Source organism: Brevundimonas vesicularis, from assembly GCF_044807075.1.
Lineage (GTDB): Bacteria > Pseudomonadota > Alphaproteobacteria > Caulobacterales > Caulobacteraceae > Brevundimonas > Brevundimonas vesicularis_G.
On record NZ_CP085234.1, the window covers coordinates 3,169,283 to 3,183,666 of the forward strand.

21 protein-coding genes and 1 riboswitch are annotated in these 14,384 nt (G+C 66.0%); of the genes, 10 read left to right on the forward strand and 11 right to left on the reverse strand.

What is annotated here, in order from left to right; translation table 11 throughout:
• Positions 1-127 precede the first annotated feature (127 nt).
• Together LG306_RS15890 and LG306_RS15895 are read left to right on the forward strand one after the other, a co-directional pair.
• A protein-coding gene (locus tag LG306_RS15890; protein WP_404413560.1) for an IS3 family transposase occupies positions 128-1,317 on the forward strand; the annotation gives its coding sequence in 2 pieces (ribosomal slippage) (positions 128-380 and positions 380-1,317; 1,191 coding nt in all).
• A 41-nt stretch (positions 1,318-1,358) separates the two neighbouring features.
• Positions 1,359-1,724, forward strand: a complete 366-nt coding sequence (locus tag LG306_RS15895; protein WP_404416568.1) for a hypothetical protein — start codon at positions 1,359-1,361, stop codon at positions 1,722-1,724.
• Between the two features lie 139 nt (positions 1,725-1,863).
• Here the strand turns inward: LG306_RS15895 and LG306_RS15900 are convergent, their stop codons facing one another.
• The 5 genes from LG306_RS15900 to LG306_RS15920 form a co-directional block, all read right to left on the reverse strand.
• Positions 1,864-2,004 (reverse strand): hypothetical protein, encoded by a 141-nt coding sequence (locus LG306_RS15900; RefSeq protein ID WP_404416571.1) that lies wholly within the window; start codon positions 2,002-2,004, stop codon positions 1,864-1,866.
• A 10-nt stretch (positions 2,005-2,014) separates the two neighbouring features.
• A complete protein-coding gene (locus LG306_RS15905) occupies positions 2,015-2,251 on the reverse strand; it encodes a DUF3253 domain-containing protein (protein ID WP_404416574.1) in 237 nt (78 codons plus the stop codon).
• A 12-nt stretch (positions 2,252-2,263) separates the two neighbouring features.
• Positions 2,264-3,262 carry a D-cysteine desulfhydrase gene (locus LG306_RS15910; protein WP_404416577.1) on the reverse strand — a complete coding sequence of 333 codons (999 nt, stop codon included), beginning with the start codon at positions 3,260-3,262 and terminating at the stop codon, positions 2,264-2,266.
• A 92-nt stretch (positions 3,263-3,354) separates the two neighbouring features.
• Positions 3,355-3,885: a hypothetical protein gene (locus LG306_RS15915; protein ID WP_404416580.1), complete on the reverse strand. Its 531-nt coding sequence runs from the start codon at positions 3,883-3,885 to the stop codon at positions 3,355-3,357.
• A gap of 154 nt (positions 3,886-4,039) precedes the next feature.
• Positions 4,040-4,432, reverse strand: coding sequence for a DUF4260 domain-containing protein (locus tag LG306_RS15920; protein ID WP_404416583.1), 393 nt, complete (start codon positions 4,430-4,432; stop codon positions 4,040-4,042).
• A 56-nt stretch (positions 4,433-4,488) separates the two neighbouring features.
• Between LG306_RS15920 and LG306_RS15925 the strand changes: the two genes are divergently transcribed.
• Genes LG306_RS15925 through LG306_RS15935 form a run of 3 tightly spaced genes read left to right on the forward strand, consistent with a single transcriptional unit; the run spans position 4,489 to position 6,374 of the window.
• A complete protein-coding gene (locus LG306_RS15925; protein ID WP_404416586.1) occupies positions 4,489-5,106 on the forward strand; it encodes a TetR/AcrR family transcriptional regulator in 618 nt (205 codons plus the stop codon).
• Positions 5,107-5,140: 34 nt separating this feature from the next.
• Positions 5,141-5,992, forward strand: a complete 852-nt coding sequence (locus LG306_RS15930) for a TIGR02587 family membrane protein (protein WP_404416589.1) — start codon at positions 5,141-5,143, stop codon at positions 5,990-5,992.
• 4 nt (positions 5,993-5,996) lie between these two features.
• On the forward strand, positions 5,997-6,374 hold the full coding sequence (locus LG306_RS15935) for a hypothetical protein (protein WP_017506465.1): 378 nt from the start codon (positions 5,997-5,999) through the stop codon (positions 6,372-6,374).
• 7 nt (positions 6,375-6,381) lie between these two features.
• On the opposite strand, the gene LG306_RS15940 is transcribed toward LG306_RS15935, so the two are convergent.
• Complete coding sequence (locus LG306_RS15940) at positions 6,382-6,789, reverse strand: BLUF domain-containing protein (RefSeq protein ID WP_017506466.1); 408 nt, start codon at positions 6,787-6,789, stop codon at positions 6,382-6,384.
• Between the two features lie 133 nt (positions 6,790-6,922).
• Positions 6,923-7,032, forward strand: a riboswitch (TPP riboswitch).
• Positions 7,033-7,173: 141 nt separating this feature from the next.
• On the opposite strand from LG306_RS15940, the gene thiC reads away from it, so the two are divergent.
• Entirely contained in the window at positions 7,174-9,003 is a 1,830-nt protein-coding gene (gene thiC / locus LG306_RS15945; protein WP_404419758.1) for a phosphomethylpyrimidine synthase ThiC, read from the forward strand.
• Position 9,004: 1 nt separating this feature from the next.
• Here thiC and LG306_RS15950 read toward each other — a convergent pair whose 3' ends face one another.
• Positions 9,005-9,655 (reverse strand): DUF6977 family protein, encoded by a 651-nt coding sequence (locus LG306_RS15950; protein ID WP_404416592.1) that lies wholly within the window; start codon positions 9,653-9,655, stop codon positions 9,005-9,007.
• Positions 9,655-10,233: a DarT ssDNA thymidine ADP-ribosyltransferase family protein gene (locus LG306_RS15955; protein ID WP_404416594.1), complete on the reverse strand. Its 579-nt coding sequence runs from the start codon at positions 10,231-10,233 to the stop codon at positions 9,655-9,657. Before LG306_RS15955 ends, LG306_RS15950 begins: the two co-directional genes overlap by 1 nt.
• Positions 10,234-10,242: 9 nt before the next feature.
• Between LG306_RS15955 and LG306_RS15960 the strand changes: the two genes are divergently transcribed.
• The 4 genes from LG306_RS15960 (at position 10,243) to LG306_RS15975 (ending at position 12,673) form a co-directional block, all read left to right on the forward strand.
• Entirely contained in the window at positions 10,243-10,752 is a 510-nt protein-coding gene (locus LG306_RS15960) for an AAA family ATPase (protein ID WP_404416597.1), read from the forward strand.
• Positions 10,749-10,922, forward strand: coding sequence for a hypothetical protein (locus LG306_RS15965; protein ID WP_404416600.1), 174 nt, complete (start codon positions 10,749-10,751; stop codon positions 10,920-10,922). The genes LG306_RS15960 and LG306_RS15965 overlap by 4 nt, the downstream gene beginning before the upstream one ends.
• 424 nt (positions 10,923-11,346) lie before the next feature.
• Positions 11,347-12,234 carry a hypothetical protein gene (locus LG306_RS15970; RefSeq protein ID WP_404416603.1) on the forward strand — a complete coding sequence of 296 codons (888 nt, stop codon included), beginning with the start codon at positions 11,347-11,349 and terminating at the stop codon, positions 12,232-12,234.
• Between the two features lie 49 nt (positions 12,235-12,283).
• Positions 12,284-12,673, forward strand: coding sequence for a DUF983 domain-containing protein (locus LG306_RS15975; protein WP_055753964.1), 390 nt, complete (start codon positions 12,284-12,286; stop codon positions 12,671-12,673).
• On the opposite strand, the gene LG306_RS15980 is transcribed toward LG306_RS15975, so the two are convergent.
• The 3 genes from LG306_RS15980 to LG306_RS15990 are packed head-to-tail and all read right to left on the reverse strand — an operon-like array spanning position 12,670 to position 14,383.
• Positions 12,670-13,245, reverse strand: coding sequence for a nucleotidyltransferase family protein (locus LG306_RS15980; protein WP_404416606.1), 576 nt, complete (start codon positions 13,243-13,245; stop codon positions 12,670-12,672). The genes LG306_RS15975 and LG306_RS15980 overlap by 4 nt on opposite strands.
• Complete coding sequence (gene thiD, locus LG306_RS15985; RefSeq protein ID WP_404416609.1) at positions 13,242-14,042, reverse strand: bifunctional hydroxymethylpyrimidine kinase/phosphomethylpyrimidine kinase; 801 nt, start codon at positions 14,040-14,042, stop codon at positions 13,242-13,244. Before thiD ends, LG306_RS15980 begins: the two co-directional genes overlap by 4 nt.
• Positions 14,039-14,383 (reverse strand): multidrug efflux SMR transporter, encoded by a 345-nt coding sequence (locus LG306_RS15990; protein WP_017506766.1) that lies wholly within the window; start codon positions 14,381-14,383, stop codon positions 14,039-14,041. The genes thiD and LG306_RS15990 overlap by 4 nt, the downstream gene beginning before the upstream one ends.
• Position 14,384 lies beyond the last annotated feature (1 nt).

A 14,384-nucleotide genomic window follows, 5' to 3' on the forward strand; every position in this document is an offset into this window, starting at 1 on the left:
AGGTTCTCAGGTGAGCACGCAAGCTACCCGTCCAGAATACACAGACCCACGAGTCTATTCCGCTGACGTGACCCCCTTAAACTCCTCCAGGAATAGCTAGAGTCCGCCCCTCGAAAGGACGGACAGAATGAAGCGATCACGGTTCACGGAAGAGCAGATCATCGGGATCCTGCGCGAGCAGGAGGCCGGCGTTCCGGTGGCGGACCTGTGCAGGAAGCACGGGCTGAGCTCACCGACCTTCTACAAGTGGAAGGCCAAGTATGGCGGCATGGACGTGTCAGAGGCCCGGCGTCTGAAGGCGCTGGAAGAGGAGAACGCCAAGCTGAAGCGGATGCTGGTGGACTCGATGCTGGACAGCGTCGCGCTGAAGGATCTGCTGGGAAAAAAGTGGTGACGCCCGCTGCGCATCGAGAGGCGGCGGCGCACCTGCAGTCGGCCTACGCGATGAGCGAACGGCGGGCCTGCCGGGTGTTGGGCGTGGATCGGACGAGCGTGCGCTATCAGGCGACGCGACCGGACGACGGCGTCCTGCGGGATCGGCTGAAGGCCCTGGCCCAGGAGCGACGGCGGTTCGGCTATCGCCGCCTGCACGTGATGCTTCGGCGCGAGGGGCATGCGGTCAACAAGAAGCGCGTCCAGCGGATCTATCGCGAGGAGAAGCTGACGGTGCGCCGGCGCGGCGGGCGCAAACGCGCCATAGGCACGCGGCGTCCGCTGGAGATTCCCCTGGTCGCGAACCAGCGCTGGTCGCTGGACTTCGTCTCCGACCAGATGACGGACGGGCGGCGCTTCCGCATCCTGACGGTGATCGACAACTGCACGCGCGAGTGCCTCGGGCTCGTCGCCGACACCTCGCTGTCAGGGCGACGGGTGGCGCGCGAGTTGGACGCCATCATCCTGCGGCGGGGACGCCCGGATACGATCATCAGCGACAACGGCACGGAATATACGTCCAACGCCATCCTGGCCTGGGCCGACGACGCCGGCGTGAGCTGGCATTACATCGCGCCGGGCAAGCCTCAGCAGAACGGCTTCAACGAGAGCTTCAATGGTCGGCTGCGCGACGAGCTGCTGAATGAGACGCTGTTCCGATCGCTGCCGCACGCCCGGGCTGTCCTCGAAACCTGGCGGCGCGACTACAACGAAACCCGGCCTCACTCGAAGCTGGGATGGTTGACGCCGAAGGCCTACGCACAGGCGCTCACCGGACAGAGCGGCCGGTCTGCTGCGCTGGTTGATGGCTGCTCAGACCGGCCTATTGCCAACCCCGCCAACCCCAGTTCAGATCAACCAAGGACTCTCGTTATGGCTGGATGAGAAACGGGGGTCACGTCACCGCTGAAGAAGCGGTGCGTGGCGTGGCCCAAGAAGGCCCGTCAGGGTTGGCCGGACAGTTCGCTTTCGTTGTCAAAGGCGGCGGCCGCATCGGAGAACGCGTTTTTCTGAACTCGGAGGTCGATTATCGGGACGCAGCTACCCTCACGGTCGCGCTTAGCGCGCCTGCCAGTACGATTTTGGAGGGCCAACTTGGGGCGGCGCCAGAACGCCATCTGATCGGCAGGACGATCGTAGTGAACGGTGTGGCCCATCGCGCCCGCATCAATGTCTTGAACAACGGAAGCCCGACGGGGCAGTTCTATTTCCAGACGCATATCACCGTCACCCAAGCCGGCCAGTTATTTGTCGTCCCCGGCCCGGCCATTCCTTTCTCGGTAAGCCGCTAGAGCAGAATGCTTGGCACGCCGAGATGGTGACCGTCTTCCCGACGGCAAAAGGTCGTGCCGGACGTCTGCTAACGGTCGGTTCTCGACGTTAGCGCTTGGCCTGAAAGCGGACCAAACGCCTGTGAGTCATTGATGAGGCTTATTGCCGATCCTTTCCCCGCCCGGCGCCGCGCTTCTCGACAACGACAGTGACGACCACGACGACCAGCCCGAAAACGAGAAACAGCATCCCGACCCACGCGTAATAAGACAGGAACTGAAGCCAATCGGTTCTGGTCATGGCGTCTCTCCTATCCGCCCCGCCCAATCCGATAGGGCCCGGCACGCATCGCCAGCGGCCTCCCCTTCCAGCTCAGTCGCACCGCGCCTTCGCGCATCAGTTCATCCACCGCGGCGTGAACGTCAGGCATCGCCTCGCGCCACGCGCCGGCTTCGCCCGCGACCGCCCTCGCGACCTCGCTGGGGCAGACGGTGGCGTTTTCGGACCGGGCGGCCAGAAGCGCCAACGTCGCCTCGCGCGGGTCCATGACGCGCGGCCTCTACAGCGCCCCTTCGATCTCGGTCTGATAGCCGAACAACCCCTGCGCCCCGCCAGTGTGCAGGAACACCACCGTCTCGCCCTTGAACTGCCCCGCCCGCGCCAGGGCGATCAGCCCCTTCATCGCCTTGCCGGAATAGACCGGGTCCAGCACGATCCCGTCCAGACGCGCGGCCAGGGTCAGGGCGTCGATCACCCCCTGGTCGATCAGGCCATAGCCCTCGCCGACATAGTCGCAGTCGGCGACCACCTGCTCTCGCGTCACTCGTCCCGGCTGACCCAGCAGGGCGGCCGTCTCCTCGGCCAGTTTGAAGACGTTCGCCTCCTGCTTGTCCTTGGGCGCCCGCACCCCGACGCCCAGCACGGGAATGTCCGCCCCCATGACCGCCAGCCCGGCGACCAGGCCCGCATGGGTGCCCGCGCTGCCCGTCGCCGTCACGATCCGGTGGACCTCCAGATCCATCTCATCGGCCTGGACCACGATCTCGCGCGCGCAATCGACATAGCCCAAAGCCCCGACCGGGTTCGATCCGCCGCCGGGAATGACATAGGGCTTGCCGCCCCGCGCCCGCACCTCGGCCGCCGTCTTCTCCAGCTCGGCGACCATGTCCGTCCCGCCCGGCACGGTGCGCAGGTTGGCCCCAAACAGCCGATCCAGCAGCACGTTGCCGTTGCCGACATAGTCCGTCGCCCTGGACCCCGTGCGCTCTTCCAGAATGATCTCGCACGCCAGACCGTGTGCCGCCGCCGCCGCCGCCGTCTGGCGCACATGGTTGGACTGCACCGCCCCTTGCGTCACCAGGGTGTCGGCGTCCGCTTCGAGCGCCGCGCCCAGCAGGAATTCCAGCTTGCGGGTCTTGTTGCCGCCGCCGGCCAGGCCGGTGCAGTCGTCGCGCTTGATCCACAAATCCAGACCCAGCTCCTCCGACAGGCGGGGCAGCGGCTCCAGCGGCGTCGGCAGATGAGCCAGGCGGATGCGGGCGAAACGGGCGAGATGCATGGGACGGTTTCCTGTTCGCCGTCTTGATAGCCCGCGCCCGTGACATTCAAAAGCGCCGGACCCAAGCTGGCGGCCCCTTCGCCCGCCCGACCTCAGCCCGGCGCGCCGGCCTCGGCCACACGCGTCGGGGCGACGAAGGCGGCGTCGCACAGGGCCTGAGCGAAGGCGTGGGACGTGACCGCCTGCCGGTCCATCAAGGCGTCCAGCACCCCGGCCCCCGCATCCACCGTCACGACCAGCGGATAACGCCCGACCACCTGACCGCCCTGCGCCGGATCCCGAAGTTCCGCCGTCGCCCGCATCCGGTGTTCGGCGCGATCACCGGCCAGAATGGCCAGGCGCGGCGCCCGGCTCAGCGCCTCGACATGGATGCTCAGGTTCAGCCGATGCCGGCCGCCGGCGCACAGCCCCATTTCGTTCAGCACCTCGTCGTTGAAGGTGTCGGCGAAGTCGTCCTCGGCGTCCAGCCAGCCGGTCGTGGTTGTGACGCTGCCGATCCGCGCCTGCTCGGCCATGGCGGGCGACAGGGCCATCGGCGCGCCGCCGACCTCCACCGAGGCGCAGGCCGTCAGTCCCGCACACGCCAGAACCGCCAAGATGGCGTTCGTCTTGATCTGTTCCATGGTTCCCTCTCCCTAGAGGCCACGACTAAGCTTGACTGCAAATGAACGCCGCCTGAACGCTGTTCGACAAGCGCCCGGCATGATCTTCCTCCCCGCCAAAGGCCGTCGGACGATCTGGCGGATGACGGGCCTTTGCCGATGCCACCCAACTGGATCACACCTTTGCGGAGGCCGCCTTGCCGATGGGCCCCAGATGGGTCTGGTCGAACGACACGCCGATCTTGAGCCCATAACCCAGCATCCGGTCGAACCCGACATGGGCGCCCCAGATCAGCGCCAGCGGGGTCAGCGTGGGAGCCGCCCACAGACCGGCCAGACCCATCACCAACGGACCCGCTTGGCTGTGCGCCAGATTATAGGCCCAGGCCCCGATGCGGCCGCCGAACAGATAGCCCGCGAACGACAGGTCGGGCGCCAGAAACGCCGCCGCGAACAACCACCAGGGCGCGCCGATGCGGGCGTAGAGCCCCACGCACAACACCAGGATCGCCAGGCTTTCCAGCCTCAGCCAGTTCCGGATCGCGGGGACCGTCGTCATGCCGCTCATCAGGCGCTCCATATGTCCCGCTTGTGGGACATATGGATATGTCTCATGCATGGGACATGTCAACCGCATACCCAAAGGCTCGCCCCCGCGATCGATCCGCGACCGAAACCGCCATTGTCGAGGCCGCTCGCCGACTTCTGCTCCGCGACGGCTGGACAGCGCTGAATGTCCAGGCTCTGGCCGCCGAGGCGGCCGTGGATCGCAAGTTGATCTATCGCTATTTCACCGATCTCGACGGCGTGGTCGAACGCCTGGCCGCACGAGCAGACATCTGGCTGGGCCAGGCTCTGGCGGAACGGCCGCCGTCCACGGCGAGCACCTATCGCGACTTCATGCGCGAGTCGGTCCTGGCCTATCTGCATGTCCTGCGCACCCAACCTCTGGTTCTGCGGATGCTGGCCTGGGAGATCGCGCAGGACACGCCGCTTCTGCAACGGCTGGAGGCGGCCCGGTCGCGCGTGATGCAGGACTGGATGGCCGCGCGTCGCCCTCAGATCGCTCTTCCCGCCGAGGGGGACACGGTCGCGCTGAACGTCATCGTTCTGGCGGCGGTTCAGCACCTGGCGCTGGCGGCTGATGCGCGGGGCCGGTTCGCCGGCGTTGAACTGGACGACCAGGGGTGGGCCCGGATCGAGGCCGCGATCGATCGCCTGATGCAGGTCTGGCCGGATTGATCGCCGTGGCGGCGGACGCCGGGAGCCAAAGCCGGTGTCCAAGCGTTGCCGCCGCATGACCGCCGCCGCGCCGCTCTTTGATCTGCAACGCGAGCGCGCATATGTCCGCGATCTCGGCCGCGCCTTCGCCGGCGCACTGGTGTTCAACATCCCGCTGTTGATGACGATGGAGATGTGGGCGCAGGGCGTGATCATGGACCGCTGGCGGTTGCTGACCTTCATCGTCGCCGGCCTGCCGCTGCTGTACGGCCTGGCCTATTACGCCGGCTTCTCCAAGCGGCGCGGGCCGGTCAACGATGCGCTGGACACCGCCGTGGCCCTGGCCGTCGGCTTCATTACCGCCTCAGTGCTGCTGATCCTGTTCGGCGTCGTCGAATGGGACGCGCCGCCGCGCGAGGGCCTGGGCATGGTCGCGCTTCAGGCCATTCCCGGCGCCATGGGCGCGCTTCTGGCCCGGCGTCAGCTCAGCGGCGACGGCGGAGGCGACACCGACGAGGATCAGGCTTCCTATTTCGGCGAACTGTTCCTCATGGCGGCCGGCGCCCTGTTCTTCGCCCTGAATGTCGCTCCGACCGAAGAGATGATCCTGATCGCCTACAAGGCGACGCCCGCCCACATCCTGGCCCTGATCGCCGTCTCCATCCTTCTGCTCCACCTGATCGTCTTCAAGGCGGGCTTCGCCGGTCAGGAAGAGGCCGATCATCCGATCAAGGCCTTCCTGCATTTCACCCTGCCCGGCTACGCCATCGCCCTGGCCGTCAGCCTGTTCACCCTGTTCCTGTTCGGGCGCACCGACGGCCATGCCGTCGCCGGCGTGGTCCAGACCATGGTCGTCCTGGGCTTCCCCGCCGCCATCGGCGCCGCCGCCGCCCGTCTGTTGGTCTGACCCCATGCCCACGAAGAAAAAGCCCGCCGCATCGACCCGCCCTCTGTTGCAATGGGGCATGGCCTTGCTCGGCGCCGTCATCACCCTGACCGCCATCGGCATTGTGGTGTGGGAGGCGCTCCAGCCCACGGCCCCGCCCGCGCTCAGCGCCCGCATCGTCGCCGTGGACGTCACCGCCGCAGGCCAGGTCGCGACCGTCCGGGTCCAGAACGACGGCGACGACACCGCCGCCGCCGTGGATATCGAAGGGGTTCTGGGCGACCAGACCGCGACCGCCAGCCTGGACTACGTCCCCGGCCACGGCCACGCCAAGGCCTACCTCCGCTTCGACGCCGATCCGCGCGCGGCGGCCGTCTCGGTCAAGGGCTGGTCGGCGCCCTAGAGCGCGTTCAGGCCGCCTGGGCCAGCACTGCGTCCTGCATCCGCTCGACCGTCTGCTGGGGCGCGCCGGCGCCGTCCACCGTGGCCCGCAGCGTCTCCTCCAGCGCCGGGGTCACGCGCACGCTGGCCATGGCCCAGCCGGAAAAGCCGCGCGCCGGGATCGGCTTGCGCTCGATCACCACCACCTCGTCATGGCGCGGATCGCCCGCCAGCCGCGTCATCAGCCGGTCCAGATCCTGGGCTGCGCCCTCCAGCACCTGCAGGAATCGTCCGTCGTGGATCAGCAGCGCGCCGGTCAGGTCGTCGCGCGCATTGTTCCGCTGCGACGTGGCCAGGATGTCCACCTGCATCATCAGGCTGTCGGCGTTGCCCCGCGCGCGGCTGGTGTAGAGGATGCGTTCCAGGTTCAGGCTCATATCCTCGTTTCACTCCGCCGACGCCGGCATCCGGCCCAAGCTTTGCGCATATCCCAATAAATCCGCCGCGCCTACAACGACTTATGTGCGGTTTCGGACAACTCGACATCCGCCGCGACGCGGGTTAGCCTGCAGGCGTTCTCCGGGGGGTCGCAATCGAGCGGCTGAGATAGAGGTTTCTCCTCTGACCCGTCGAACCTGATCCGGGTCATGCCGGCGAAGGGATGAGTAACGCTATCGGTCCTGACGTCACAGGACCCCTCGCGCCCGACGTCGGCGGACCTCAAACCGTTTGAGGCCGCCATGAACATCCAAGTCACCCCGCCCGCCCTGCCCGAAGAACCGAACGTCGAGTTGGCGTTGAAGGACGCGCGCGAACAGGTGATGAAGGAGACGGGGACCATCCCGACCGGCGAACGGGCCGGCTCGCGCAAGGTCTATGTCGCCGGCGAACTCTACCCCGACATCCGCGTCCCCTTCCGCGAGGTCGCCGTCCACCCGAGCGCCAACGAGCCGCCGGTGACCATCTATGACTCGTCGGGCCCCTACACCGACCCGACCGTGACCATCGACATCAAGCGCGGCCTGCCCCACGTCAAATCCAGCTGGCAGCGGGATCGCGGCGACATCGCCCCGGTCGCCAATCCGCGCGAGGTCAAGCCCGAGGACAACGGCCATGCGTCCGGCCGCCACCTGGCCCCGCGCTTCGACACCTCCCACCACCGCGTCTTCAAGGGCGTCGCTGGCCGCCCGGTCACCCAGTACGAATATGCCCAGGCCGGCATCATCACGCCCGAGATGGAATATGTCGCCATCCGCGAGAACCTGCGCCGCGAGCAGAACAGCCCCTGCATCCGCGACGGCGAGGACTTCGGCGCCAGCATCCCCGACTTCGTGACGCCCGAGTTCGTCCGGCAAGAGATCGCGCGCGGCCGCGCCATCATCCCGCACAACATCAACCACCCCGAGGTCGAGCCGATGATCATCGGCCGCAACTTCCTGGTGAAGATCAACGCGAACATCGGCAACTCGGCCGTCCTCAGCAGCGTCGACGACGAGGTCGACAAGCTGGTCTGGGCCACCCGCTGGGGCGCCGACAACGTCATGGACCTGTCGACGGGCCGCAACATCCACAACATCCGCGACTGGATCATCCGCAACAGTTCCGTCCCCATCGGCACCGTGCCCATCTATCAGGCGCTAGAGAAGGTGAACGGCATCGCCGAGGACCTGACCTGGGAGGTTTTCCGCGACACCCTGATCGAACAGGCGGAACAGGGCGTGGACTATTTCACCATCCACGCGGGCGTGCGCCTGCCCTTCGTGCCGATGACGGCCAAGCGGGTGACGGGCATCGTCAGCAGAGGCGGCTCCATCATGGCCAAATGGTGCCTGGCCCACCACAAGGAGAGCTTCCTCTACGAGCATTTCGAAGACATCTGCGACATCATGCGCGCCTATGACGTGTCATTCAGCCTGGGCGACGGCCTGCGCCCCGGCTCCATCGCTGATGCAAACGATGAGGCCCAGTTCGCGGAGCTGCGCACCCTTGGCGAACTGACCAAGATCGCCTGGGCCAAGGGCTGCCAGGTCATGATCGAGGGCCCCGGCCATGTGCCGATGCACAAGATCAAACAGAACATGGACGAGCAGCTGAAGCACTGCCACGAGGCGCCCTTCTATACGCTTGGCCCGCTGACCACCGACATCGCGCCGGGCTATGACCACATCACCTCCGCGATTGGCGCGGCCATGATCGGCTGGTTCGGCACGGCCATGCTCTGCTACGTCACGCCGAAGGAGCACCTGGGCCTGCCGGATCGTCAGGACGTCAAGGACGGCGTCATCACCTACAAGATCGCCGCCCACGCCGCCGACCTGGCCAAGGGCCACCCCGCCGCCCGCCTGCACGACGACGCCCTGTCACGCGCCCGGTTCGAGTTCCGCTGGGAGGATCAGTTCAACCTGGGCCTCGACCCCGAAACCGCCCGTAAATACCACGACGCCACCCTGCCCAAGGAGGCCCACAAGACCGCCCACTTCTGCTCCATGTGCGGCCCCAAGTTCTGCTCGATGAAGATCAGCCAGGACATCCGCGACGCCGCCGCCGCCCAAAACGACGCCGGCGGTTCGCTGTCGGAAGCCGAAGCCGGCATGGCCGAAATGAGCGCGAAGTTCAGGGCCGGCGGTGGGGTGGTGGAGGTGAAGGTGTGATTTAAACGAAGCAATCAGCTTCGATTTCTCTTAGCTTTTCAAATGAAGACAGAGCCCCATCTAAATCCCCCCTTTTCTCCAAAGCGACAAATAAAGCTAGGGATTTTGCCTGGCAGTTCACAGAGCGCTCAGGATTAAATTCTATGTCTGTAAACCCATCAAGCTTGGAAAGTCTTTTTAGCCAATCTCTTGCTGGAGATATGGCCATGAAATAAAGCCAGTCATAAAATACTGTAGGAGGATTAATAGGAAAGTCTCGGCCTTCTAGATGAAATTTTGTAAGCCGACCGGATTGCTTAAGTCGCTCATCAGTTTTTGCTGATCGAGGATCTAGGCCAATAATGTCCGTATAAGGACCGCCATTTTCAAATACTTTACTTCCCTGAAATGCCGATTCTAACGAAACCATTTCACCTCGAACCGATATTCTTTGATGAAACGCGCTCAATCGACGTCCGATTTCAAAATCTGACTTGCTCGAAACTTCCAAGATATTGTTTAGGCCACGCCCCCTTGCGGCTTCGTGGAGTGCCGCGACGTTCTTTTTCTTTTGAGAAGCAGCCATACCGGGATGCCATGTAAATGAGATAGGCACCTCGATAACAAGGCGCCTTCCCCTCAAGCTCGGAACAAATACTGGTCTCTCGGCCATTAACCTATATTCATTATGTATTCGACGGGGACATGATCAGGAACCAATATCTCGCGTAGCCTTGCGGCTTTAAGGCGTTTCTGGATAGCCTCGTCTTTCCAGTTCGTTCTCGTGTAAATGACTTCCAAATCAATGTCGTCCAAAGCATCTGCGGCCGGTTTTATAACTACGCCAGCCTTATTAGATACTTCCAAGCTTACCCGAACACCATCCATGTGAATGATGTCCGGCCGAATCTTAAGCAGTTTGGATTGGATTATACGACCCTCCTGTTTGGCAAGATATTCCATTGGATGGGAGTCCAAAAACGACAGATGGACGTACTGATCCATGCCAGATCGTCGGTCAGCCTCCGAACTCCATTCATTGCCGCCAGGAGCTGCGACAATCACACCTGACTGCCTAAGCCGCGCCATCGACAAAAGTCCGTGCTCGCGGATGCTCGGTAAATTACGATCATCCGTGAAATGGTAAAAGCAAGCGTGCAACGCGCCCTTTGTTCCCATAAAGTTCGTAAAATCGACTAAGCTCAACACTGCCTCCCGTTTGGATTGTGCACCTGTTATCTCAGATTGCATCCACATTCCATGCCCTCTCTCGTCCTCCTCGCCGGACCGAACGGCGCCGGCAAGACCACCTTCATCAACCGCTTCCTGCGTCAGCGGGCGGAGGCGTTTCGGTTCGTGAACCCGGATGAGGTCGCGCGCGGTCTGGCGGGGGAAGGCGCTGCGCGCGATCTGGCGGCGGGGCGGCTGGTGCTGGAGCGGTTGGACGCCCTGTTCGTCGAGCGGGCGGACGTGGTGCTGGAGACGACCCTGGCCACCCGCTCCCATGCCCCGCGCCTGCGCCGGTTCAAGGCGGCCGGATACCGGGTTGAACTGATCTATCTGCGTCCGCCCTCGGCGGACTTCTCCGTCGCCCGCGTGGCGCGCCGCGTGGCCCAGGGCGGCCACGGCATTCCCGAGGCTGCGCTGCGCCGCCGGTTCGCGCTCAGCCTCGACTATCTGGAGACGACCTACAAACCGCTGGTGGACGCGTGGGAAGTCTATGCGAGTAGCGACGAGGGCCTCGAACTGTTAGATTGGGGGCCGAAATGAAGATGCTCTTTGACCGAGAAACCGTTCTGAAAGCCGGACGCGACGCCGCCCGGATCGCGCGCGAAGGCACGCGTGAGGAGAAGTCCGGCAAGTTCCTGCCGCCGCCCGGCTGGAAGGGGCATCTGGTCACCGCCGCCGACGCCGCGCCTGAACCGAAAAAGCGGGCTTAAGCCTTCCCTCTCCCGTTGGGAGAGGAACCGCGCTCATTCTCTTTCGTCATCCTCCGGCAAGCCGCGTCGTCGCGGCGCAGACCGGGGGACCCAGCGGCGCCATCAGGCGAACTCTCAACGCCGCAGGATTTCTGGCGCCTCGTCCGCGACAGGTTCGCGCTCTCACGCGCCGCTGGGTTCCGGGTCTTCCCCCCGCTTTCGCGAGGGTTCGCCCGGAATGACGAAAGAAAAGCATCCCACCGGAGAATGACGACAGGCTGGGTATGCACAGCTAGCCGCCCTACCTATGCACGACGTCCCTGCCCCGGCCGTTGAAATCCCTCGCCTTTCGCGAAATCGACCCCCTCTACCCTATCACACCTCGGGGCGCCCTTAGTCTGGCGGCGCGTCCTGTGTCGGGCGCGGGCGACAGGCCGAGGATGGGATGGACGACGACCACAGCTATGACGACGGCGGGTTCGAGGGGCCGCGCGATCCGTTTTACGATGCGATGACCCAGCAGGCGCTGGATCAGATCCGCATCCTGCGCGGGGCGGGTCTGGAGCAGACGTATCGCGACGCCCTGCATCACGATTCCTCGCCCGAGACCGAGGCGGCCTTCTGGCGCGCGCACGGCCTGCCGATGCATCTGTTGCGGCTGCCCGATCTGGTCACCTCGGACCCCGCCGCGCGCGCGGCCGACCGGGTGCAGAACCGGGCCTATCGCCGCCTGTCCAAAGAGGCGTGGGAGGCGGCGGGCACGGCCTACCTGGCCGGCTCCACGGCCGAGGAGGTCAGCGCCGTCTATGGCATGGCGGTCAGCACCTTTCGCGCCCGCGCCAGGGACGCGGGCTGGCGGCGCGAGGATCAGCCCGATCCGCTTCGCGAACCCATCGACCTCGCGGCCGAGACGGCCGACGGTTTGCCCGACTATGGGGCCATGGCGGCCCACGCCCTGGTGCGGCTGAACCGGGCGCTTCAGGCCGGGCGCGCGCTGGAGGCCGCGCGCTGGGTGCGGCTGCACGCAGACCTGACCCGCATGGCGGCCGCCCCGCCCCCTTCCCCGCCCGCGCCGCCGCCGCCTGCCAGGCCCCCGGCCCAACCCAGGGAACCCGACCTGGGCGAACGCGCCGCCGCCGTCGCCGAACAGGTCGGCCAGATCGCCCGCGAAGCCTGCGCCCTCAAACGCGGCGACTACGCCGGCCGCGACGCCCTGATGGCCCGCCTCGAGGCGCTCGACGACCTGAAGCCGCCCCCGAGATCAGACGAATTAGACGAAATAGACGGTGTTTTTGTCGCCCCGCCGTCCAAAGTCGCGCCGCCCGGCGATTAGGACAACCGGTCCACGCGACAGCGCCGTTTTAAGCGCCCATAGTCGTCCCATGACCGATTATCCGCGCCTCAGCACCCTGAAGACCGGCCTGGCCTGTCGCTGCCCCCGCTGCGGCAAGGGACCGCTGTTCAAAGGCTATCTGACGCTGCAGACGGAATGTCCCGAATGCGGCCTCAGCTACGCCTTCGCCGATCCGGCGGACGGCCCGGCCTTCTTCGTCATGACGGCCGTCGGGGTGGTGGGGATGATCCTGCTGATGGTGTTCGACTTCACCGTCCACCCGCCGATCTGGGTGCATCTGGTGGTGACCCTGCCGATCCTGGTCGCCCTGTGCCTGGGGTGCCTGCGCCCCTTCAAGGCCTGGCTGGTCGCCGAACAATATGTGCACAAGGCCGCCCCGCCCGAGTTCTCCTCGAACGGCAAGCACGGGCCCTTCTAGGGTTCGATCACCGTCAGCTCGGGCCAGCGACCGCGCGCATTCTCGATGGTCCGGGTCCAGCCCCTGGCCAGCGGCCGGTTCGGATTGGGCCGGACCGTCAGGGCGAACACGTCCTCCAGGCCGAACGGCGCGGCGATGCTGATGGCGTCATCCGCCTCCAGCCGCACCCCGACCGCAAAGGTCGGCGCCACGAACCGCTCCAGCGCCTCGTCCGTCGATCCCAGCGGCTCATAGGGTTCGCCGAACCGGTTCTGAAACCACAGGTGCACCCGCGCCTGGTTGCGGACCTCGACTTGGCTGCGGACCGGTTCGTCGAAGGCGGCGGCGACGCGTTTGATGACGACGTCCTCGGCCTCGTAGGACAGGTCCGACGCGTCGAAATAGGCCAGGTCGTAGTCCTTGATCCCATAGCCCGCCGGCCGCCCCGTCCGGGCGTTCCACGCCGCCTGATAGACCGCCCCCGACACCAGCCGCCAGTCGGGCAGGTCCAGCGCCCTGACGGTCGTCAGGACGTGCATCAGGCCGGCGTCGGCGCGCACGAGGGCGGCCAGTTCCTTGTGGAGATCGCTCATCCCCGCACCGGCCAGCCGTGATCCAGCGGTCCATGCCCGCCGCCCAGGCCCGGCGCCCGGCGGATCGCCTCGCCGACATAGGCCCAGGCCTCGGCCACCGCGACCTCCAGTGGCCGCCCCATCGCCAGCCCGGCCGCACACGCACTCGCGAGAGTGCAGCCGGTGCCGTGGGTGTGGCGGGTGTCGATCCGCTCGGCCTCCAGCACCGTCTCGCCGTCTGCGGTCATCAGCAGGTCGATCACCGTCGGCCCCGACACATGCCCGCCCTTCATCAGCACCGCCCGCGCCCCCAGGGCCAGCAGCGCCTCGCCCGCCCGCCTCTGGCCGTCCAGGTCGTGAACCGCGAACCCCGTCAGGGCCTCGGCCTCCGACGCATTGGGCGTCAGCAGGGCCGCGCGCGGGATCATCAGCCGCTTCACCGCCTCGACCGCCGCATCGGGCAACAGGGAATGGCCGCCCTTGGCTACCATGACCGGATCGACCACCGCTGGGGCGTCCGCCTCGTCCAGCAGGGCCGCGACCGTCTCGACCACCTCGACCGAACCCAGCATGCCGGTCTTGACCGCGTCGGTCCCGATGTCCTCCAGCACCGCCCGCGCCTGGGCCGCGATCAAATCGAACGGCAGCGGATGGACCCCGTGGACCCCCAGGGTGTTCTGCACCGTGATGGCCGTGATGGCGGTCGCCGCGAACCCGCCCATCATGGTCACGGCCTTGATGTCGGCCTGGACGCCCGCGCCGCCGCCGCTGTCCGACCCGGCCAGGATCAGGACGCGTCCTTGATAAAGCACGCTCATGCCGCCGCTCCCGAAAACAGTTTCAGTCCGACGATGCCCGCCACGATCAGCAGGATGCACACGGCCCTGACCGCCGTCGCCGGCTCGCCGTAGACCAGGATGCCGACCACCGCCGCGCCCACCGCCCCGATGCCGGTCCACACCGCATAGGCCGTGCCGATCGGCAGCTTCTGCGTGGCGACCCACAACAGGATCATGCTGCCCGCCAGCGCTATCAGAACCCCCAGCGAGGTCCACGGCCGGCTGACGCCCACATTCTTGAGGCCCGAGGCCCACAGGACCTCCAGCAGACCGGCGACGACCAGCGTCGCCCACGGATTGATCGACATCACCCAGGACATG

What these genes read in the sequence shown, in the direction of transcription:
- LG306_RS15900 (WP_404416571.1), bottom strand. Translation starts at nt 2,004, where the DNA reads ATGACCAGAACCGATTGGCTTCAGTTCCTGTCTTATTACGCGTGGGTC.
- LG306_RS15905 (WP_404416574.1), bottom strand. Translation starts at nt 2,251, where the DNA reads ATGGACCCGCGCGAGGCGACGTTGGCGCTTCTGGCCGCCCGGTCCGAA.
- LG306_RS15910 (WP_404416577.1), bottom strand. Translation starts at nt 3,262, where the DNA reads ATGCATCTCGCCCGTTTCGCCCGCATCCGCCTGGCTCATCTGCCGACG.
- LG306_RS15915 (WP_404416580.1), bottom strand. Translation starts at nt 3,885, where the DNA reads ATGGAACAGATCAAGACGAACGCCATCTTGGCGGTTCTGGCGTGTGCG.
- LG306_RS15920 (WP_404416583.1), bottom strand. Translation starts at nt 4,432, where the DNA reads ATGAGCGGCATGACGACGGTCCCCGCGATCCGGAACTGGCTGAGGCTG.
- LG306_RS15925 (WP_404416586.1), top strand. Translation starts at nt 4,489, where the DNA reads ATGTCAACCGCATACCCAAAGGCTCGCCCCCGCGATCGATCCGCGACC.
- LG306_RS15935 (WP_017506465.1), top strand. Translation starts at nt 5,997, where the DNA reads ATGCCCACGAAGAAAAAGCCCGCCGCATCGACCCGCCCTCTGTTGCAA.
- LG306_RS15940 (WP_017506466.1), bottom strand. Translation starts at nt 6,789, where the DNA reads ATGAGCCTGAACCTGGAACGCATCCTCTACACCAGCCGCGCGCGGGGC.
- thiC (WP_404419758.1), top strand. Translation starts at nt 7,174, where the DNA reads ATGAAGGAGACGGGGACCATCCCGACCGGCGAACGGGCCGGCTCGCGC.
- LG306_RS15950 (WP_404416592.1), bottom strand. Translation starts at nt 9,655, where the DNA reads ATGGCCGAGAGACCAGTATTTGTTCCGAGCTTGAGGGGAAGGCGCCTT.
- LG306_RS15955 (WP_404416594.1), bottom strand. Translation starts at nt 10,233, where the DNA reads ATGCAATCTGAGATAACAGGTGCACAATCCAAACGGGAGGCAGTGTTG.
- LG306_RS15960 (WP_404416597.1), top strand. Translation starts at nt 10,243, where the DNA reads ATGCCCTCTCTCGTCCTCCTCGCCGGACCGAACGGCGCCGGCAAGACC.
- LG306_RS15965 (WP_404416600.1), top strand. Translation starts at nt 10,749, where the DNA reads ATGAAGATGCTCTTTGACCGAGAAACCGTTCTGAAAGCCGGACGCGAC.
- LG306_RS15970 (WP_404416603.1), top strand. Translation starts at nt 11,347, where the DNA reads ATGGACGACGACCACAGCTATGACGACGGCGGGTTCGAGGGGCCGCGC.
- LG306_RS15975 (WP_055753964.1), top strand. Translation starts at nt 12,284, where the DNA reads ATGACCGATTATCCGCGCCTCAGCACCCTGAAGACCGGCCTGGCCTGT.
- LG306_RS15980 (WP_404416606.1), bottom strand. Translation starts at nt 13,245, where the DNA reads ATGAGCGATCTCCACAAGGAACTGGCCGCCCTCGTGCGCGCCGACGCC.
- thiD (WP_404416609.1), bottom strand. Translation starts at nt 14,042, where the DNA reads ATGAGCGTGCTTTATCAAGGACGCGTCCTGATCCTGGCCGGGTCGGAC.
- LG306_RS15990 (WP_017506766.1), bottom strand. Translation starts at nt 14,383, where the DNA reads ATGTCCTGGGTGATGTCGATCAATCCGTGGGCGACGCTGGTCGTCGCC.